Annotated in this window: 32 protein-coding genes and 1 tRNA gene; all 33 read left to right on the forward strand. The window is 71.2% G+C overall.

The genetic code is table 11. The features are described 5' to 3' along the window. Positions 1 to 47 precede the first annotated feature (47 nt). The 33 genes from ACIP4X_RS17730 (at position 48) to ACIP4X_RS17890 (ending at position 16438) form a co-directional block, all read left to right on the forward strand. The gene (locus tag ACIP4X_RS17730) at positions 48 to 491 is read left to right on the forward strand and encodes a hypothetical protein (RefSeq protein ID WP_401349102.1); all 444 of its coding nucleotides are present in this window, start codon (positions 48 to 50) and stop codon (positions 489 to 491) included. Beyond that, entirely contained in the window at positions 479 to 1060 is a 582-nt protein-coding gene (locus ACIP4X_RS17735; protein WP_401349105.1) for a hypothetical protein, read from the forward strand. The genes ACIP4X_RS17730 and ACIP4X_RS17735 overlap by 13 nt, the downstream gene beginning before the upstream one ends. Before the next feature lie 196 nt (positions 1061 to 1256). Further along, entirely contained in the window at positions 1257 to 1631 is a 375-nt protein-coding gene (locus ACIP4X_RS17740) for an HU family DNA-binding protein (RefSeq protein ID WP_401349108.1), read from the forward strand. Between the two features lie 3 nt (positions 1632 to 1634). After that, positions 1635 to 2126: a WhiB family transcriptional regulator gene (locus tag ACIP4X_RS17745; RefSeq protein WP_326804910.1), complete on the forward strand. Its 492-nt coding sequence runs from the start codon at positions 1635 to 1637 to the stop codon at positions 2124 to 2126. Positions 2127 to 2128: 2 nt separating this feature from the next. Then, positions 2129 to 2425 (forward strand): hypothetical protein, encoded by a 297-nt coding sequence (locus tag ACIP4X_RS17750; protein WP_401349111.1) that lies wholly within the window; start codon positions 2129 to 2131, stop codon positions 2423 to 2425. Positions 2426 to 2438: 13 nt separating this feature from the next. Next, a complete protein-coding gene (locus ACIP4X_RS17755; RefSeq protein WP_401349114.1) occupies positions 2439 to 2681 on the forward strand; it encodes a hypothetical protein in 243 nt (80 codons plus the stop codon). Then, positions 2678 to 2893 carry a hypothetical protein gene (locus ACIP4X_RS17760; RefSeq protein ID WP_326804913.1) on the forward strand — a complete coding sequence of 72 codons (216 nt, stop codon included), beginning with the start codon at positions 2678 to 2680 and terminating at the stop codon, positions 2891 to 2893. The genes ACIP4X_RS17755 and ACIP4X_RS17760 overlap by 4 nt, the downstream gene beginning before the upstream one ends. A gap of 9 nt (positions 2894 to 2902) precedes the next feature. Beyond that, complete coding sequence (locus ACIP4X_RS17765) at positions 2903 to 3076, forward strand: hypothetical protein (protein ID WP_401349117.1); 174 nt, start codon at positions 2903 to 2905, stop codon at positions 3074 to 3076. After that, positions 3073 to 4623, forward strand: coding sequence for a glycosyltransferase (locus tag ACIP4X_RS17770; RefSeq protein WP_401349120.1), 1551 nt, complete (start codon positions 3073 to 3075; stop codon positions 4621 to 4623). The genes ACIP4X_RS17765 and ACIP4X_RS17770 overlap by 4 nt, the downstream gene beginning before the upstream one ends. Beyond that, on the forward strand, positions 4620 to 5246 hold the full coding sequence (locus ACIP4X_RS17775; RefSeq protein WP_401349123.1) for a hypothetical protein: 627 nt from the start codon (positions 4620 to 4622) through the stop codon (positions 5244 to 5246). Before ACIP4X_RS17770 ends, ACIP4X_RS17775 begins: the two co-directional genes overlap by 4 nt. A gap of 71 nt (positions 5247 to 5317) precedes the next feature. Continuing rightward, positions 5318 to 6925 (forward strand): hypothetical protein, encoded by a 1608-nt coding sequence (locus ACIP4X_RS17780; RefSeq protein WP_401349126.1) that lies wholly within the window; start codon positions 5318 to 5320, stop codon positions 6923 to 6925. Positions 6926 to 6927: 2 nt separating this feature from the next. Then, positions 6928 to 7158, forward strand: coding sequence for a hypothetical protein (locus ACIP4X_RS17785; protein WP_326804917.1), 231 nt, complete (start codon positions 6928 to 6930; stop codon positions 7156 to 7158). 3 nt (positions 7159 to 7161) lie between these two features. Further along, entirely contained in the window at positions 7162 to 7533 is a 372-nt protein-coding gene (locus ACIP4X_RS17790; RefSeq protein ID WP_326804918.1) for a hypothetical protein, read from the forward strand. A 1-nt stretch (position 7534) separates the two neighbouring features. Continuing rightward, positions 7535 to 7879 (forward strand): hypothetical protein, encoded by a 345-nt coding sequence (locus ACIP4X_RS17795; RefSeq protein ID WP_326804919.1) that lies wholly within the window; start codon positions 7535 to 7537, stop codon positions 7877 to 7879. A 1-nt stretch (position 7880) separates the two neighbouring features. After that, positions 7881 to 8147 (forward strand): hypothetical protein, encoded by a 267-nt coding sequence (locus ACIP4X_RS17800; RefSeq protein ID WP_401349131.1) that lies wholly within the window; start codon positions 7881 to 7883, stop codon positions 8145 to 8147. Beyond that, on the forward strand, positions 8144 to 8482 hold the full coding sequence (locus tag ACIP4X_RS17805) for a hypothetical protein (protein WP_401349133.1): 339 nt from the start codon (positions 8144 to 8146) through the stop codon (positions 8480 to 8482). The genes ACIP4X_RS17800 and ACIP4X_RS17805 overlap by 4 nt, the downstream gene beginning before the upstream one ends. Next, positions 8479 to 8682 carry a hypothetical protein gene (locus tag ACIP4X_RS17810; protein ID WP_401349136.1) on the forward strand — a complete coding sequence of 68 codons (204 nt, stop codon included), beginning with the start codon at positions 8479 to 8481 and terminating at the stop codon, positions 8680 to 8682. The genes ACIP4X_RS17805 and ACIP4X_RS17810 overlap by 4 nt, the downstream gene beginning before the upstream one ends. 23 nt (positions 8683 to 8705) lie before the next feature. Next, on the forward strand, positions 8706 to 9107 hold the full coding sequence (locus ACIP4X_RS17815; RefSeq protein WP_401349139.1) for a hypothetical protein: 402 nt from the start codon (positions 8706 to 8708) through the stop codon (positions 9105 to 9107). After that, entirely contained in the window at positions 9104 to 9385 is a 282-nt protein-coding gene (locus ACIP4X_RS17820) for a hypothetical protein (RefSeq protein WP_401349142.1), read from the forward strand. Before ACIP4X_RS17815 ends, ACIP4X_RS17820 begins: the two co-directional genes overlap by 4 nt. After that, positions 9378 to 9611: a hypothetical protein gene (locus tag ACIP4X_RS17825; RefSeq protein ID WP_401349145.1), complete on the forward strand. Its 234-nt coding sequence runs from the start codon at positions 9378 to 9380 to the stop codon at positions 9609 to 9611. The genes ACIP4X_RS17820 and ACIP4X_RS17825 overlap by 8 nt, the downstream gene beginning before the upstream one ends. Further along, positions 9604 to 10008 (forward strand): hypothetical protein, encoded by a 405-nt coding sequence (locus ACIP4X_RS17830; RefSeq protein WP_401349148.1) that lies wholly within the window; start codon positions 9604 to 9606, stop codon positions 10006 to 10008. Before ACIP4X_RS17825 ends, ACIP4X_RS17830 begins: the two co-directional genes overlap by 8 nt. Next, entirely contained in the window at positions 10001 to 10360 is a 360-nt protein-coding gene (locus ACIP4X_RS17835; RefSeq protein ID WP_401349151.1) for a hypothetical protein, read from the forward strand. The genes ACIP4X_RS17830 and ACIP4X_RS17835 overlap by 8 nt, the downstream gene beginning before the upstream one ends. Next, on the forward strand, positions 10347 to 10913 hold the full coding sequence (locus ACIP4X_RS17840; RefSeq protein ID WP_401349154.1) for a hypothetical protein: 567 nt from the start codon (positions 10347 to 10349) through the stop codon (positions 10911 to 10913). Before ACIP4X_RS17835 ends, ACIP4X_RS17840 begins: the two co-directional genes overlap by 14 nt. Beyond that, positions 10910 to 11578, forward strand: coding sequence for a hypothetical protein (locus ACIP4X_RS17845; RefSeq protein ID WP_401349157.1), 669 nt, complete (start codon positions 10910 to 10912; stop codon positions 11576 to 11578). Before ACIP4X_RS17840 ends, ACIP4X_RS17845 begins: the two co-directional genes overlap by 4 nt. A 245-nt stretch (positions 11579 to 11823) precedes the next feature. After that, a complete protein-coding gene (locus ACIP4X_RS17850; protein ID WP_401349160.1) occupies positions 11824 to 12075 on the forward strand; it encodes a hypothetical protein in 252 nt (83 codons plus the stop codon). 9 nt (positions 12076 to 12084) lie between these two features. Further along, entirely contained in the window at positions 12085 to 12333 is a 249-nt protein-coding gene (locus ACIP4X_RS17855; protein WP_401349163.1) for a hypothetical protein, read from the forward strand. Positions 12334 to 12442: 109 nt separating this feature from the next. Continuing rightward, positions 12443 to 12515, forward strand: a tRNA-Ile gene (locus ACIP4X_RS17860). 32 nt (positions 12516 to 12547) lie between these two features. After that, on the forward strand, positions 12548 to 12979 hold the full coding sequence (locus ACIP4X_RS17865; protein WP_326804926.1) for a hypothetical protein: 432 nt from the start codon (positions 12548 to 12550) through the stop codon (positions 12977 to 12979). A gap of 102 nt (positions 12980 to 13081) precedes the next feature. After that, entirely contained in the window at positions 13082 to 13744 is a 663-nt protein-coding gene (locus ACIP4X_RS17870; RefSeq protein ID WP_326804927.1) for a hypothetical protein, read from the forward strand. Next, positions 13741 to 14367, forward strand: coding sequence for a hypothetical protein (locus ACIP4X_RS17875; RefSeq protein WP_401349168.1), 627 nt, complete (start codon positions 13741 to 13743; stop codon positions 14365 to 14367). Before ACIP4X_RS17870 ends, ACIP4X_RS17875 begins: the two co-directional genes overlap by 4 nt. 96 nt (positions 14368 to 14463) lie before the next feature. Then, a complete protein-coding gene (locus ACIP4X_RS17880) occupies positions 14464 to 15642 on the forward strand; it encodes a hypothetical protein (protein WP_401349170.1) in 1179 nt (392 codons plus the stop codon). Further along, positions 15639 to 16229, forward strand: a complete 591-nt coding sequence (locus tag ACIP4X_RS17885; RefSeq protein ID WP_401349173.1) for a response regulator transcription factor — start codon at positions 15639 to 15641, stop codon at positions 16227 to 16229. The genes ACIP4X_RS17880 and ACIP4X_RS17885 overlap by 4 nt, the downstream gene beginning before the upstream one ends. Beyond that, positions 16229 to 16438 carry a hypothetical protein gene (locus ACIP4X_RS17890; protein ID WP_401349176.1) on the forward strand — a complete coding sequence of 70 codons (210 nt, stop codon included), beginning with the start codon at positions 16229 to 16231 and terminating at the stop codon, positions 16436 to 16438. Before ACIP4X_RS17885 ends, ACIP4X_RS17890 begins: the two co-directional genes overlap by 1 nt. Positions 16439 to 16440: the final 2 nt, after the last annotated feature.

Genomic DNA, 16440 nt, shown 5'->3' on the forward strand with positions numbered 1-16440 from the left:
AACCGAGGTCCGGCGGCTGGTGGGCACCACCACCGAGGAGAAACTCCGTGTTCAAGGAAGGTAGCCGCGTCGTCGGCTACACGATCGCCGCGATCGTTGGCCTCGCCGTCTGCTCGCTCGTCGCGGTCTTCGCGTTCGGCGGCGTCAGCCAGCTCACCTCGAGCTTCCGCGGGGAGACCGACAAGAAGAACCGCACCGTGGGCAGCGGCAGTTTCCGCCTCAGCGCCTACGAGGAGTTCTTCGACCTCTGCGCCTCCGTGCAGACGAGCGAGGCCCAGATGAAGGCCCTCCAGGACGAGCTCGACGACAAGCCCAGCCCGGACCGTGCCGAGCGGATCCGCACGAGCATCACGGCCGTCAAGGCGTCCCGCGCTGAGTCGATCAACACCTACAACTCCAAGGCCTCCCAGGAGCACCGCCGGTCGTTCCTGGACGCCGACCTTCCCTACCGCCTCGACATGACCGCCCAGGAGACGAAGTGCGCCGCCTGACCACCACCGCCCTCACCGGCCTGACCGTCCTCGGTCTGGCCTTCGGCGCCACCGCCTGCGACGACGACAAGCCGACCTCCCGCTCCCGCGAGAGCACGGCCCGCAACAGCAACTACGACGAGCTCGTCGCCCGCCAGCCGGCGCACACCGGCTCGTACTCGCCGACCCGGGAGACGAAGAACTTCTGGGTCGACACGTGGATGAAGCAGCCGGGCAAACTGTCGTACGTCTACATCCAGAACGCCAACGGCAGCTTCGGCTACTTCGTCCTCAAGGGCCTGCCCGTCACGTACTGCGTGAGCCTCCTGCCGCCCGAGGTGAAGACCCGCGCAGACCTCGGCGAGTACGACGGCGACCTGATCGTTCAGGGCCCGTCTATGGACGGCACGTACAGCAGCAACTCGAACTGCAACTCGTACTACGGCAAGGACGCCACGACCGGCGCCTACGTCGAGTTCTCCGTCGGCCAGAACCAGAGCTATTTCCTGTACGACCAGCCGCTGGACCTGCCGCAGTACAAGAACGCCCAGCCGCTCGGCCCGTCACGCATCCAAGACGTCAAGCGCTGACCGCCGCGAGCTGACCCCCTGAGCACCGCCCGCCGCCCGAATGCCACCGGCCTGGCGGCGGGCGGGCACAACCCCGAACCAGCACACCCCAAGGAACACCCCATGTCCGGCTGCCCCTTCTGCGGAGCCCCATTCCCCTGCCTGAAGCACGGCAGCTCCCACCACCCCACCAGCCACTGAACCCCTGGAGCACGAGTTGAAGATCAGGCGCCCCGCCCCGATCACCGAGCGGCTGACCACGACGAAGCTGATCGACGTCGTAGCCGCCGACCTGGACATCCCGCCCGCGGAGGCCCGCAAGGCCGTGATGGCCACCTTCGGTGCCATTGCCCGCGCCGCCGCATCCGGCCACGACGTCGCCATCACCAACTTCGGCACGTGGCGCTCGTACCGCACCCCGCGGCGGAAGTCCCGCAACCCGCAGACCGGCGAGCCGGTGATCGTGGCCGCTCACCAGAAGGTCAGCTTCCGCGTCGGGCCCGCGCTCGCCGACGCCGTACGCCGCCGCGACCGCAAGGCCTCCATCGACAAGGCCCCCAAGGGCAGCAAGACCAGCGGCGCCGGGCAGTGAGCCATGGCCTACACCGGATCCATCCCCGACACCGCGGCCCACCGCTTCGACTGGATGGCACGCATGGCCTGCCGCGACGAGAAACCCGCGATGTTCTCCACGTCCCGGCACGAGCACCAGGCGCGCATCATCTGCGCCGTCCGCTGCCCGGTCCGCGCCCAGTGCCTCGCCAACGTCAAGCGCCTCGAGCACGGCGCCGCCGCAGACCGCCGGGACGGCGTCGTCGCCGGGCTCACCGCGCACGAACGGTGGCGCCTGGACGCCGACGCCCCCGGCCACGACAAGGCCTCGCCGGCGCTCGTCTTCACCGGCGATCCGCCGCGCTGCGGAACCTACGGCGCGTTGCTGCGGCACCTCTGGCTCGGCGAGCGCATCGACCCCGACTGCTGGAGCGCCGAGGTACGCCGCGACCGCCTCGGCCGCGTCACCCGCGCTGCCGCGCAGAAGCCAGCCCGCGGCAAGACCGCCACTCACGAACTCGTACAGGGAAGTTGACCGTGCCTCTTCTGATCGTCATCGGTGGCGGTCTCCTGGCCTGCGCCGTCGCAGGCTGCCTCACCGGTCGCATCGCCCGTCACACCGCCGCCGGTCTGACTGGCCCGGCTAACGGCCTGATCAGCCTCCAGAGCATCCGCGAAGGCCTCTGGCTGTCGGGCCTGTTCAACGGTGCCGTCTGTGCTGTGGGCCTCTACGTGTGGTGGCACGGCGGTGGTGGCGACGACACCCGGCGCCGCCTGCGCCAACTGCGCCGCTCCTTCAAGGCCGTCCGCCGCACCGCACCCACCTCCGCCTGAAAGGCACCACCTCGTGTCCACGCCCACCCTCATCGCGATCGGTCTCGCCCTGGCCGCCGTCATCGGCCTGTGCTTCCACCTGCCCGACCGCTGGTTCTTCACCCTGCTCGCCCTGGCCTGTCTCCTCGGCAGCGCCGACGCCGCCTACCGCGACCGCAAGCTCGACACGGTCCTCCTGCTGATCGGCGGCGCCGTGTGCACGGGCGCGGCCGCCTACGCCGCCCACACGGCCAGCCGCGAACGGAACCCGCGGTGACCCGGACGGACGCCTACGTCGTGGCGGTCATCGGCGGCCTCACCGTCGTCATCGCCCTGCTCGCCGCGGCGGCCCTCGCCGCCGGCGTCTACCTCGGCTACGCGCGCCTCTACGAGTGGCGCGAAGCCCGCCGCGAACGCCGCCGCGCCCTCGCCACCTGCCGGGCCATCGACGCGCTCGGCACCCGCACCCCCGACCACCCCACCCACTGAAAGACGATCATGTCTGACCACGCACAGCTCGCCCGCACAGGCACCGCCGCCGGCGCCCTCGTCATCGGCACCACCGTCATCACCGGCTGGTGGCTCCTCGCCGCCGCGCTCGCGGTCGTCGCCGTAGGCGCCATCTGCATCCGCCTGGGCTTCCGCCACGGCCGAGGGGCGGGCGAGCAGTGAACCGGCCCCTGACCGCGCACAGACACCGCTCCAGCGTCCTCCTCACCGGCGCGATATGCCTCATCCTCGCCGCCGCATGGGCCGTACAGCATGGCGTCCAGGCCGCAGGCTACGGCGGCCCCAACGGGGCCCGGCTCGCCGCCGTATGGGCCGTGACGTTCCTGCTGCTCGCCGCCCAGACCGTCATGTACCACTGCGAGCGGCCCCGCCGCGTCACCCCACGTGCCCGCCGCCAGCTCGACGCCCTGCACGTCGCCGTGCTGCTGCCCGTCTACAACGAGGACGAGGGCTACCTGCGGCTCGCACTGGAGTCGATGCTCGCCCAGACCCGCCGCCCGGACTCGGTCCACGTCGTCGACGACGGCTCCGGCGTCCGCGACCAGGACGGCAACATCATCCAGGTCATCGACTACGCCGACGTCCGCGCCTGGTGGACGCAGGCCGCCCGCGTCGCCGGCATCACCACGACGTGGCAGCGCACCCCCAACTCGGGGAAGCGGCACGCACAGGCCGCCGGCGTCCGCATGTCCCCGGACGCGGACGTGTACGTGACCGTCGACTCCGATTCGTGCCTGGCACCCACCGCGCTCGAGGAAATCCTGCTGCCCTTCGCGAAGGCCCGCGTGCAGTCGGTGGCCGGGATCGTCCTCGCGACCAACGCCCGCACGAACCTCCTTACCCGCGTCACCGACCTGTGGTTCACCACCGGCCAGCTGACTGACCGGTCCGCGCTGTCCGCCATGGGCGCCGTCCTCGTCAACTCCGGCCCGCTGGCCGCCTACCGGGCCGACGTCGTCCGCGACAACCTCGACTCCTACCTCAACGAGCGGTTCATGGGCCGCCCGGTCATGTTCTCCGACGACTCCCTGCTCACCCTGTACGCGCTGCTCCGCGGCCGCGCCGTCCAGCAGCCGACCGCGGTCGCGTTCACCGCCCTGCCCGAACGCCCGCGGCACTTTCTCAGGATGTACTGCCGCTGGATGCGCGGCTCCACGATCCGCTCCGTGTGGCGGTTCCGCTACCTGCCCCTCACCAGCTGGGCCTACTGGGCGCACCTGCTCCGCTGGTTCCAAGTCGCCCTGTCCACCGTCGTGATCGGCTGGCTCCTCATCGTCGAACCCGCCGTCTACGGCCACACCCCGCCCACGAGCTTCCTCGTCGTCCCGTTCCTGATCGGCTGGGCGCAGGCCCTGCGCTACCTGTCCGTGGCCCGCAGCGACGACACCCTCCCCGGCCGGCTCGCCACCTGGCTGCTCATGCCCCTCGCCGTCATCGGCTCCTGGACGGTGCTGCGCTTCATGCGCTGGTACGGGGTGGCCACCTGCGCCCGCACCGGCTGGGGGACCCGCCAGAACGGCGCCGAAGTTGCCCTCGCCCAGGCCCCGGCCGCCGCCGCGGCCGGCCCGGTGACGCTGCCGGACGACGACACCATCCGCACGCGCATCCCCCTGGCGAAACTCCTCGACCCCGACACCGAGCGGACGCTCACCCTGCCCATCCCGCGGCAACGCACCGCCGCCCACCTGCATGAAGGAACCCCGCGATGATCGAGAACACCTCCGAGAGCATGAAGGACCCGGGCCGCGCGCTCGCCTTTCTCGCCGCGTCCATGGGGCCCGGCGGCAGCGACCAGGCCGTCGCCGAGCAGGAGCGCGCCGGGCAAGCGCAGCTCGTCAACTCCGACCGGCTCCCCACCGAGATGCAAGGCCCTGACCAGGCTGCATACGAGGCAGTCGGCTTCACCTTCGGCGCCTCCGACCCGCGGGACCCGCTGCTCCGGCCCGTCACCCTTCCCGACGGCTGGAAGCGCGAGGCCTCCGACCACGACATGTGGTCCTACGTCGTCGACCAGCTCGGCCGCCGCCGCGTCGAAGTCTTCTACAAGGCCGCCTTCTACGACCGCCGCGCCTTCATGCGACTCGTCACCGTGGACGGCTACGTCTCCCACTGCCACATCCACGGCACCGACCTCGTCACCGACGACACCTGGGCCACCCCGGCCGCTATCGCCGAAGCCGCCCGCAGCTGGGCCAAGGCCGGTCAGCAGAACGCCGACAGCTGGGCACACAGTGACCACCCGTCCGCCAGCCGCTGGATCGCTGAAGCCGAGGCCGACCGCGACGCCTACCAGGCCATCGCCGACCGCTTCGAGGCGGTGACCGAGGCATGAGCGCCCCGACACCCCGCCTGTTCGTCCTTCGCAGGGACCGCGACGTAACGGGCGTGTCCGGCCCTGGCGACGTGGCTGACGGAGTCCAGTGGGCTGACGGCACTGTCACCCTCCGCTGGCGTGACCGTCCGTCCACGGCCGTGTGGGACAGCCTGGAGATGATGCTGTCCGTACACGGCCACGACGGCGCTACCAAGGCCGTGTTCAGCGACACTGACGACCGGGCGCGCGCTGCTGCCGGGCGGGCCTACCTGCTCGCCGACCGGTGGGAAGCCGCCCACGGGCAGTCGGCGTTCCTCGTGCGGGCCGCCGGCGCCGAACTCCGTGAAGAGCTGGACGGCGCAGACGAGTGCGACCACCGGTTGCTGCCCATGCCGTCGGGCCTTGTCCCGGGCGGCCCGTGTGTTGTACGGGGGCCGCACGACGAGCACGAGACCGCTGACGGCACCAAGTTCAGCATGGTCGCCGCCACCGGGCCGGAGCCGACCGGTATCCGCGGCCTGCTGGAGCATGTCGGCCTCGACACCCGCGGCAGGGACATCACCGTCGACGGGCGCATGGTCCATGCGGCCAACCTGCGGGAGCCCGCTGCCGAGTGCGCCGCGCAGCACCACGGGTTCGACGACGGCCGACTCTGTATCCGCGCCGCGCAGCACCGCGGCGACCACATCGACGAGCGCGGCTACCACTGGTCCGACACCGTGGCGGTGTACCCGCTCGCCGACGGCACGCTGCGCGAGAGCCCGGCCGCTGCCGTACGGCGGGGGCAGGAGTACGTCAGCGCTCGCTACAGGAGCGAGCCGGAGCCGCAGCACGACCGCCCGGCGAGCAGCTGCTCCAACCCCGACCACGCCTGCACGAAGTGCGGGGAATGCGCGTACGAGCATCCGGGCGAAGACGGGTGCAGCGTGGGGCAACTTCCGCCCGCCGAAGGGCGCTCCGTTCGTACGGCGTGCACCGGCCAGGCCGAGAAGCGGTCCGAGGAACTGCGGGCCGAGTCCCTGTGCCGCGGCAAGGAGGACCTGCCGAAGGCCGAGCGTATCCGCGCGCTGGAGACCGCCGTCGCCGAGCTCGCCCGGGCGCTGCGCCTCACCCGCGAGTACGTCGGCGAGGACGTACTGCCCGCGGTCGAAGGATGGTCGTGGTACGACGCGCTGCGCCGCCACGCCCCGCACGAACTCGCGGCCGCGGACGAGGCGTACGCCGGCACATTCGCCGGCCAGCTCGCCAGCCTCAAGAAGAAGATCGCCGACGCCCTCGCGGAAGGCCTCGCAGAAACCGTGCAGCGCGCCGCGCAGGCCGAGGCCACCATCAAGCGCGTGCGCGCCATGGCCGAAGCATGGGAGCGCATGCCGCAAGGACGCTACGTGTACATCCACGAGGCCGCCCGCGGTGTCCGCATCGCCCTCGCCGGTGCGGAGCAGCCCGCCACGGCGCCGATCTGCCGCGACTGCCCGCACTGCCCGGATGGGCACCAGCCCCCGACCAGCGGCAGCCAGCCGTGGGGTGTCTGGGTAGGCCCTGCCCGGGACGGCGACGGACAGCCCACCACCATCCACGTCGCCCGCTCTGCCGGCGCCCACGTCGCTGAAACCGACGCGGAATGGATGCGTCACGTCCTCAACCACCAGCCCGACCCGGAGACGCTCTGCCGCCTCCCGCACGAGACGGAGGGCTGACCGTGATCTGCACCCGCTGCGCTCACGCCGCCGACAACCAGCTGGGCAAGGAAGAACACTGCGACGCCCAGGGCGGCCCCGACGCGGCCTGCCTCTGCCAGCACCGCACCGATCGCTACCGGAGGACCGCTCCGGCGGCCCCGGAGCAGATGAACGTCGTCATCCACGTCCAGCAGGACCGCGTGGAGACCCTCGACGCCGTCCACACCGCCCGCCGCTCGAAGGAGGTCTGACCCATGACCGTCGCTGTGGACTTTGACGGCGTGATCCACGCCTACACGAAGGGCTGGCAGAACGGAGAGATCTACGACCCGCCGATGCCCGGCGCGTTCGAGGCTCTCGACCAGCTCATGGCCACCCATCCGGTGTTCATCCACACCAGCCGCACCCCCGAGCAAGTCGCCCAGTGGCTGATCGACAACGCACCCGACGACATGGCCTTGTCCGTCACTTACGAGGCAGCGGCTGACCGGGAGTTCTGGAACGAGCGAGGCATCCTCCTGGTCACCAGCCGGAAACTGCCCGCCCAGGTCTACATCGACGACCGCGGGCTGCACTTCCGCAACTGGGAGCAGACCCTGCTCGAACTCGGGCGAAGGGGCATCTGACGTGCCCAAGAACCAGCCCACTCCCGAGGACCTGGAGCAGGTCCGCGACCAGCTGCGCGCCGAGATCCGCGAGGCCCGCGAGACTCTCAAGGACCTGCGCGCCGCGGTCAAGGACGCTCGCGCGGTGGCCCCGCAGATCGTCACCGAGCTCCTCACCGCAGAGGTCGCCAAGCAGCTGGAGACGCTGGGGGAGCACACCAAGAAGGCCATGGACGACAGCGCGGCCCGCGTGATCGAGCAGTTCGACGAGCTGTTCAAGGTGATCACCGGGCAGGACCACGCGTCACGCCGCGCAGGGAAGCCGTCGATCCCCGACCTCATCCAGAACTACGAGGGAAGGGGCTGACGTGGCGCAGCGCATCAAGGCCGCGGCGGTCGAAGGCTTCCTGCGCGACCAGGGCCACGAGTTCTCCGAGTTCGAGGGCGGCGACTGGGACCCCGGCGTCCGCGTCGCGCAGTCAGGCCGCCGCCAGGTGAACGTCTTCTGGGACGGGCCCGGCGAAGCCGACCAGCTGAACACCATCACGAACGAGCTGCGGGCGGCCGGCTACCACGTCGCTGGCACGCAGCAGGACCGCGGCGGACGCCGCCGCCTGGAGGTGACCCGCCCGTGAGCACCACCGGCCTGGAACAAGAACTGCGAACCGCAGCGGCCCGGCTGCGCGACGACCGGAACCTGGACGGGTACCGAGTCGACTCCGGCAGCCGTGAACTGCTGGAGATGATCCGGATCCTGCTGCGGCTGCGCGAGCCGATCGCCAGGTGGCTGGAAGAGCAGGCGCAGTACGTCGCTTCCCGCGGCATGTACGACGTCCTCGCTCTGGACGTCGCCCGCGCCATCAACAACGCCGGTGAGCCCGGCCGCGGGCAGGACGGACACATTGAGGACCGGCTCAGCGGCCGCTCCCTGTACGAGCAGGTGATGCGTGGGGCGGGTGAGGCGCGATGACCACGCTCGCCCCCGAGGCGACGACCACCGGGCACGACAGCGGGGACGACCTCACCCACGCGATCTGCGGCTGCAACGAGGACCTGGCGCTGTGCGGCGCCGACGTCTCCGGCGAGCCCTGGGCGGGCGAGGCCGAAGAGGTCAACTGCATCGTCTGCCAGGACCTCATGTGGTCGCCCTGCGAGAGGTGCGGCCGGTGATCAGCCCGAACCAAGGACCCCTGATGAAACCTTCCTTCACCCGCGGCTTCCGCCTGCACCACAACGGCCGCGTCCTCGATGGCGCCGAGTTCCCCTCCGACCGCGTGCTCGTCCTGGACGACCCCGAGTACGGGATCGCCACCATCGCCACGTCCTTGGAGGAGCTGCTGAAGGGCTACCACCGAGCCCGCGTCGAATGGCCCGGCGACCAGCCCGTACCCACCGAACTGCTGCTGGACCTGGTGAACATCGCCAGGCACGTGGCCTCCGGAAAGCCGCCCGTCCACCGCCCCGGCGTGCCCTACCCCGAACCCCACGCCCGCGCCATCCTCGCCCAGCTCACCAATCACCTGGGCTACGACGTCACCGAACGCGCCGCAGAACAGGAAGCGGCGCGCGCCGCCAACGGGGGACAGGAGCAGTGACCGCGGACCCGGCCGTCATCGAGATGGCGCTCGCCATCGCAGAAGCCGACCTGCGTGACCGGCACGGCCCCGAAAACGCCGTCGAACCCTGGTACCTCGCCCCCGGCGGCCCCAGTGACCACCTCTACCCGACCTGCCCCCACCTGCGCCGCTCCCTCCGCGAGGGCGAGCAGCCCGTGAAGGGATCGGGCGCCCTCTACCCCAACGCCGGAGACGTGTGCGGCTGGTGCTGCCGCGTCTGGCGAGCACGACGAAGCAAGGAGAACACCGATGCCTGAGATCCGGCACACGCCCACCGCCTCGGAGGTCGACGCGCTCGCCGACGCGCACCTCGCCGTCGCCCAGGCCGCCGCCGCGCTCGCGGAAGCCGAGGCCGTCGTCGCTCAGCGTCGCTACGAACACGGGCTCGCCGTCAACGAGCTGTCCAAGCGCATCAACGACGTCGTGTACGGCCCGTACGAGGACACGGCGGAGGCGACCGAGAAGGAGAACACCGATGGCTGACGACAGCCGGCTCTTCCCCCTGGCCGACGTCCTGACCGTGACGACCGGGCGGCTCCTCTCGCACCGGCACATGGACGGTGTCTACGACATCCTCAACTACATGACGGGCGAGAGCCTGTTCACCCATCAGCTTCCGCGTGCGGCCGATGTCTGCGGCCCTGCGCTGCTTGCCCAGCACGCGCAGCTCCAGGGCGTAAAACCGCCGGAGGACATCGATGTTGCGGACCTGAAGAAGTGGCTCGCGAACGCTGAACGCGAGTACGGCGAGGAACTGCCTGTCGCACCTCTGACGGCGGGGACGTGGGAGACCCGGAACCCGATCGAAGAACTGTGCGACATGGTCGGCCCGGAGAAGGTCTACGTCGCGCCCCTGCCGGGTGAGGCCGGCGATGCCTGAACCGCACAGGCACTATTGGAGCCCGCTCCCCGACGACCCGCGGTTCGAGCGCTGCGAGCATGCCGACTGCGGGAAGGAGCGGCACCGGCCGCTCCGTCACGGTGAAGCCGCGGTCTGCCCCGGCACGCCTGACGGCGAGCACCAGTGGCAGCCCGTGTCCTTCGTGTTCGAGAGCCAGCTCCTGGGCGCGGAAGGCCGCGTGATCGTGCGGCAGCCCAGCATCGACGAGGGCCGCGTCTACGCCGTGTGCATGCCGTGCCGCTCGCACACGTACATCGTCACGGCCTGGGTCGGCTACTACCTCGGTCACCCCTTCTACGAGGAAGAGGAGGCCCGCCGTGCAGAGTCTTGACGACCTGGTCGCCGACCTCGTCGACCGGTACCGCGGCGACAAGGAACACCCCGGCGACGGCGGCCCCGGCCTCATCCACCGCCTCGACACGCTCGGTCTACGCACGCGGCAGCCGGCCGACGGCGGGCACGCCCCGCCCGGCTCCCGGCCGCCGACATCGCTCGAGGCCGTGTCCTGGGCGCAGCGCATCAAACGCGAGGCGATAAGCCTGGACATGCGGCTGCGGCAGTCGTCACGCACACAGCGCTGGGACCGTGCGCTGAAAGCGATCCCGCCAGGAGCGGAGAACGCCGGCCGCGAGCGGGAAGTGCGCAGCACCGTGGCCCGCTGGCACGGCACCGTCCTGACCGTCCTCGGACTACGCGGCCCGTCCGTCCACTTCCGGGCCGCACTGTGCCTGGCATGCGGGCAGCGGACCGTGTACGGGCGCGCCGACGACGACCGGCCGCGCGCCTGGTGCGTCAACGACGCCTGCGTGGACGGGGACACCGGGGCCCCGGCCCGGTACGAGGGGCCCCGGCTGTACCTGCTCACGGAGAACAAGGCGTCATGACCGCAGACACGCCGGTCGCGCATGGCTACACCGTGCGCGACCTCGACGCACTCGCCCGAGCTGTCGTCAACAACAACCGGACCTGGTGGCCCGCCGGCGACCGCGACGACCTCTACGCCTCCGCTTGGCACGGCATCGTCGAACACCTCTGCACAACCGACGAACCACCCAGTCGCAGGGACCTCTTGGAAGCCGGCCGTCGCGCATTGGCCGAAGACGTCAAGGCCACCATGCGCCACCACGGCGCACGCCGCGACACCAGCAACAACGGCGCCCGATACGCCATGTATTGGGATTGGGCAGGTCGTGCAGCACCCAGCCCGGAACGGGGGATCATCGAGCGCATCGCCCTGGCACAGATCCTGGCCGCGCTTACGCCACGGCAACGGGAGGCGTTCGCGGCCCTCGCCGCGACTGGCGACTACTTGGACGCGGCGCGCCTCCTCGACATCGAAGACCAGACGTTCAGATCTCTGATCGGCCGGGCACGTACGGCGTTCCGGGGCCTCTGGCATGAGGGGGAACAGCCCTCCCGGCATTGGGGCTGCGATCGGCGAGCCGGGGCTGTGCGAGGGACGGTCGGCAAGGGCGAGTCAGCCGTCTCCAACCTGCGCCGGCGGCAGCGTGCCGCCAGGTCGGCTGCCACCGACAGGAACGCTTCATAACTGTCGACACCCAGCTCGAACACCTCACCCGACTTGCGCTGCGCCTGAACCGCTGCTGCCGGGTGAACTGAGGCCGGGTCCGCGTGCGACCAAGCCGGGCCCGTGATCAAGAGGTGCCGCAGTGAGGGCAGTTGTCAAAGAAAGTACGACCCGTACATTGTGATGACTCGTACTTTCTTGTACTCTGTTTGACGTGGGGGCGGCGCACCGCCACCCCCACCACCCCATGTGAGGAGGACCCCGCCATGGACGCGCTCTTCAACTCCCTCAACCTCATCGGGCCCGGCGACCTGGTCCTCTACCACGGCACCCTCACCGACGCCCACGGCCTGTGGCTCGCCATGCCGTGCCCCTGCAACATCTGCCACGCCATGGACGCCCTCGGCCTCCCCGACGTCGCTTCGCCCTCATCGACCCCTGGGACGAGCAGCCCGGCCCCTTCCACGCCCGCCGCGCGTCCATCACCCGCTCCGCCGCCTGCGGCTGAGCACCACTAGGGAGAAATCGTGACCGTGCTCACCACGCCGCGCACCCACACCGTCCGCCGCCGAGACCGGCGCACCGGCCGGTTCGTGAAGACCTTCACGCTCACCTATAGCGACAAGGACGGCACGCACACCCGCCGCCTGCCCGCGCGCGGCATCGAGACCGTCGGCCGCATCATCAGCCGGCACGCGGAGCGCGGCGAGGCGTGGGACATCGCCGTCCACGACTCCAGCGGCGACGTCACCTTCGACTTCGCCTGTTTCACCTGACCCACTGACCGGCGGCCGGGCAACCCCCCGGCCCGGCCGCCCTCCCAGGGCCGCGCCCCCGTTCCCCTCCCCCTGAAGCGGGGGCGCGGCCCGCACAACTCAACACCGACACGCTGTAGCTCAGTTGGCAGAGCGCGGATCTTATAAGTCCTGGGTCGTGGGTTCGAGTCCCACCAGCGTGACTTCAACAGCACGTCACACGACTGGAGTTGTCATGGCCGACACCAAGGCCACCCCGTTTCTCGACACGCCCGCCGCCGTGGCGGCCGCCGTCCTGGACGCCATCAAGAACGAGTCGAACGCTTTCGACATGAACAGCTGGTTCTGGAACCCCGGGGGCGGCACTCTCGCCCCCGGAGCTCGCCCTGACTGCGGCACCACGATGTGCGCGGCAGGGTGGGCCGCGCACCTCACCGGCTGGACTCTGGTCTGCCTGGCCGAGGACGAGCAGCACGAGGTCACCGGCCGGGATGACGACGGCAACGACGCCCCCACCAGGGCACAGGTCTACGCGAGGAAGGGCAACGAGAGCCGCCTCATCTGCGACGTCGCCCAAGACGCGCTCGGCCTGAAGGCCAGCGAAACCTTCTGGTACGCGAATCAGCAGATCGCCCTCAAGCAGTTGAGCGAGATCGCCGGGCGCTGAGCCCTTCGAGACCGCCCGGCGGCCGGACACGCGATCCGCGCCACGGCGCAACGACTCGCTTCCGCGCCGCCGGGCCCCAACACCGCAGGAAGAGGTCCCGTCATGACCATCGAGATACCTGCTAGCCCGGTCGAGGACCGGCCCGCCGGCTTCTGCGAATTCGGCGAGCAAGCTGCCGTCCTCCGCGGCGCCCTCACCGCGGCCGGCATCGAACTCGGCACCTACGAGCGCAGCACCATCGAGTGGCTGTCCCGCTGGGAGTGGGCGACCGTCGCCACCATCGCCTCGTGGGTGGCACGCGCCGCCACGGCCCGCGAGCCGGCTCCGTCGATCGCCCTGCCTGACCGGTTCAACGCCGCCCCGGACGAGATCGACCAGCACCTGCGCCGGATCCTCGCCGACGACGTCTACCTGCGCTACCAGCAGGCCATCGTCGGCCTGGCCGTCACCGTCGACCCCGACGAGCATGCGTCCGACCCGCTGCCCGAGGGTGACCCGTTGGCCTACGGACCGACCGGCATCCGCTGCGGCTGCGGCAAGGACGCCCACTCCAACCTCGTCCCGTGCGCGCCCGCTGCCGAGGACAACCCCCAGGCCACCGCCCACGCCGTCGGCGACGACGAGCCGCAGTGCGTGCGCTGCGGCTGCACCGACAGCCAGGCCTGCCCGGGCGGCTGCCACTGGGTCGCCAACCGTCGCGACGTCCCCCTGTGCTCGGCCTGCGCCACCCCCGCCGAACTCGCCGTGTCCGGGAGCGCCCTGTGACCTCCGTGATCGAGACCTACCTGGGCTGGCAGGAGCCGCGGCACTTCGCGGACTGCCGGCGACCGCACTGGTCGGTCGACTTCCGCACGGACGACGAGTTCCGTGACCGGCGCGGCGGCGGCAAGCATGCCTGCTCGAACGAGGACTGCGGCCACGGCGACCGCTACCCGCGCACCACGGTGCGGATCGTGTGCCCGTCCTGCCAGGCCGCCGTCGTCATCCGTGGCGAGGCACACAGCATCAACGAGGACACGACGTCGACCACGACGCACGGGTACGGGCTGCCGCCGCGCAAGCTGGCCGGCCTGCTGCTGTGGCCCGGCGAGCCCTGGCTGAATGTGGGCCGGCTCGGCAGCGCCGACCCGTACGACTTCGTCGTCACCGCGCTGGGCGTGAAGCGCGTCACGGAGGCCGACGTCGTAGGCGCGATCACCCAGTCCCGTGGCAAGCGCCGCGCGGTCACCTGGTCGGCCGGCGCCCTGCCCACCCCGGGGCGGTACTGCCGCTTCAACTGGGGCCGCACGAATGAGGACACGCTGCGCTCCGTCGCCGCGGCCGCCAAGTGGATCGCCGCCCAGCTCGCCGACCGCGCGGCCCCGGCCGGTGGCACGCCCGGCGCCTGACGCTGGCCACGCCTGACCCCTGATCTCCGGGCGGGCGGGACATCGACTCGCTCTGTCCCGCTCGCCCGGCCACCACACCGCGAAGGACCACCACCCATGCGCCGCGACGTCCGATTGCAGATCATTACCGAGACCATCGAGGGGCTCATCCCCGGCTCGATACCGGCGTTCCTGTCGGTGAAGGTCACCGAGGCCTTCCCGCTGGACACCAGGCCGCGCGAGAACTCCTGGAACGGCACTGTCGCCGTCCTGGCCGAACGCATCTTCACCGCCCTGTACGGCCGCCCGCGCTACACGCCGGAGGTGAGCCCGCTCGCCCAGGCCGAAGACGCCAAGCGCGCCCGGGACCTCGTCGGCGAGGTCGGCATCCTCTTGTCGGCCGGCGCCGAACTGGAGTCCGCGCCCTGGTACCCGGTGCGCCCCGGCGACCTGGTCCACGTCCACTACGAGGCCGCGGGTGAGATGGCCGCGTTCGGTGAGACGTACATCGTCGGCCCCGAGGACGGCGGCCTGATGGGCATGCAGCTCCTCGCGCACACCCTTCCCGCCGCCACCGACGGCATCGAGGGCATGGCCGGCTGCTTCGCCGTCGACGCCGCTGACGACCCGCTCTTCGAGTTGTGGTTCGAGGCCGGCCCGCACCGGCTCACGATCGTCCGCGACGGCCAGGTCGTCCACGACGGCGGCCGACGCGGCCAGGGCCAGGCTGCTGCGCGCGTGCTGTTCGAGACAGAGCGCCACGCCGCGACGATGCGCGACGTGCAGCGGTACCTCGAGCGGGGCGAGCCGGAACTCGCACTGGCCCGGCTGCAGTCGAGCCAGCCGCTGCCGCCCTGCGGAGCGCCCGGCGTCACCCCCGAGCAGCCGGACTGCCCGCGGCCGCGCGGCCACCGTCCCCCGTGCAGCGACAGCGCCGACTACGTCTCCCCGCCGCACGAGTGCCCGGCCCTGCCCGAGCAGCTGTACGCGGTGCTATCCGTCGGCCCGAAGCGCACGACGATCAGCTTCGAGGGCCTGTACGCGCACAGGGACGCGGCCCTCGACATCGCCTCCGGCTGGGACCAGCGTGCTGAGGCGGAGAGGCGCGGCGGCCGGGGCGTGCCGGACTACGTGTTCGTCGACCTGCCTGCGCCTGGTGGCCCGTCGCTCGCTGTCGTCGCGCCGATGCCGGTCATGCCCGACCCGCGTGCGGAGGAGGCGTGGGCGGCCGAGGGCATGGCCACCGCTCTCGGCCCAGACGACTACGCCGACGACTACCGGGACGTGGACGAGTGATCACCGCTCTGCGCAAGCACATGCTGCGCGCCGCCGACGAGCTCGGCCTTCCGCTGAGCGTCAAGCAGGTCCACCGGTTCGCCAACCGAGTCGCCGACCACGCGGCCCGCGGCCCGGCACCGGACCTGCTCATCACCCCTCACCGCTACGCCGTCCTCGTCGGCCTGGCCGCGGGCGAGTCATCCGGAGAGACGGGCGCTCGCCTCGGGATGAGCGCGCACACCGTCAAGAGCCACCGGCAGTACGTCTACCAGAGGCTCGGGGCCACGAACGCAGCTCACGCCGTGGCGATCGCCAAGGACCTCGGCATCCTGCGGACCACCACGGTCGAGGAGCGGGAGAAGGACACCAGCGCCGGCACCCAGCCGGCCGCGGGCGAGTCCACTGCCGACTTCTTCCAGCCCGACCACACCTACCAGCACAGCGCATGGCAGTTCCGCTGCGCCGCCGTCACCACGGACCCGGAGACCGGCGAGCGGACCGCGATCGGCTGGTTCCGGTTCCGGCGAGGCACGTGGCGCCTGTTCTCCGCCGACAACGCCATGTGGAACGACGTCTGGACCGCTACCGCCGACGGAGGCTCCTGATGATCGGGTACGCGCACACCCTGTTCTGCGACCGGCGCGGCTGCCGCGCCAAGGTCACCGTCACCGACACCCGCGACGCGGCGCACGCCCGCCGGATGGCGCGCCAGCAGCACGGCTGGCGCAGCGACAGCGACGGCGACTGGTGCCCCACCGACAAGACGGCGCGCGCCACGGCGCACGCCAACACGACAGCAGGGGCCAGCCAGTGAAC

Origin of the sequence: Streptomyces sp. NPDC088817, assembly GCF_044750345.1 — a bacterium.
GTDB lineage: Bacteria > Actinomycetota > Actinomycetes > Streptomycetales > Streptomycetaceae > Streptomyces.

What these genes read in the sequence shown, in the direction of transcription:
- ACIP4X_RS17810 (WP_401349136.1), top strand. Translation starts at nt 8,479, where the DNA reads ATGACCACGCTCGCCCCCGAGGCGACGACCACCGGGCACGACAGCGGG.
- ACIP4X_RS17845 (WP_401349157.1), top strand. Translation starts at nt 10,910, where the DNA reads ATGACCGCAGACACGCCGGTCGCGCATGGCTACACCGTGCGCGACCTC.
- ACIP4X_RS17775 (WP_401349123.1), top strand. Translation starts at nt 4,620, where the DNA reads ATGATCGAGAACACCTCCGAGAGCATGAAGGACCCGGGCCGCGCGCTC.
- ACIP4X_RS17870 (WP_326804927.1), top strand. Translation starts at nt 13,082, where the DNA reads ATGACCATCGAGATACCTGCTAGCCCGGTCGAGGACCGGCCCGCCGGC.
- ACIP4X_RS17745 (WP_326804910.1), top strand. Translation starts at nt 1,635, where the DNA reads ATGGCCTACACCGGATCCATCCCCGACACCGCGGCCCACCGCTTCGAC.
- ACIP4X_RS17825 (WP_401349145.1), top strand. Translation starts at nt 9,378, where the DNA reads ATGCCTGAGATCCGGCACACGCCCACCGCCTCGGAGGTCGACGCGCTC.
- ACIP4X_RS17830 (WP_401349148.1), top strand. Translation starts at nt 9,604, where the DNA reads ATGGCTGACGACAGCCGGCTCTTCCCCCTGGCCGACGTCCTGACCGTG.
- ACIP4X_RS17815 (WP_401349139.1), top strand. Translation starts at nt 8,706, where the DNA reads ATGAAACCTTCCTTCACCCGCGGCTTCCGCCTGCACCACAACGGCCGC.
- ACIP4X_RS17880 (WP_401349170.1), top strand. Translation starts at nt 14,464, where the DNA reads ATGCGCCGCGACGTCCGATTGCAGATCATTACCGAGACCATCGAGGGG.
- ACIP4X_RS17835 (WP_401349151.1), top strand. Translation starts at nt 10,001, where the DNA reads ATGCCTGAACCGCACAGGCACTATTGGAGCCCGCTCCCCGACGACCCG.
- ACIP4X_RS17865 (WP_326804926.1), top strand. Translation starts at nt 12,548, where the DNA reads ATGGCCGACACCAAGGCCACCCCGTTTCTCGACACGCCCGCCGCCGTG.
- ACIP4X_RS17790 (WP_326804918.1), top strand. Translation starts at nt 7,162, where the DNA reads ATGACCGTCGCTGTGGACTTTGACGGCGTGATCCACGCCTACACGAAG.
- ACIP4X_RS17765 (WP_401349117.1), top strand. Translation starts at nt 2,903, where the DNA reads ATGTCTGACCACGCACAGCTCGCCCGCACAGGCACCGCCGCCGGCGCC.
- ACIP4X_RS17890 (WP_401349176.1), top strand. Translation starts at nt 16,229, where the DNA reads ATGATCGGGTACGCGCACACCCTGTTCTGCGACCGGCGCGGCTGCCGC.
- ACIP4X_RS17850 (WP_401349160.1), top strand. Translation starts at nt 11,824, where the DNA reads ATGGACGCGCTCTTCAACTCCCTCAACCTCATCGGGCCCGGCGACCTG.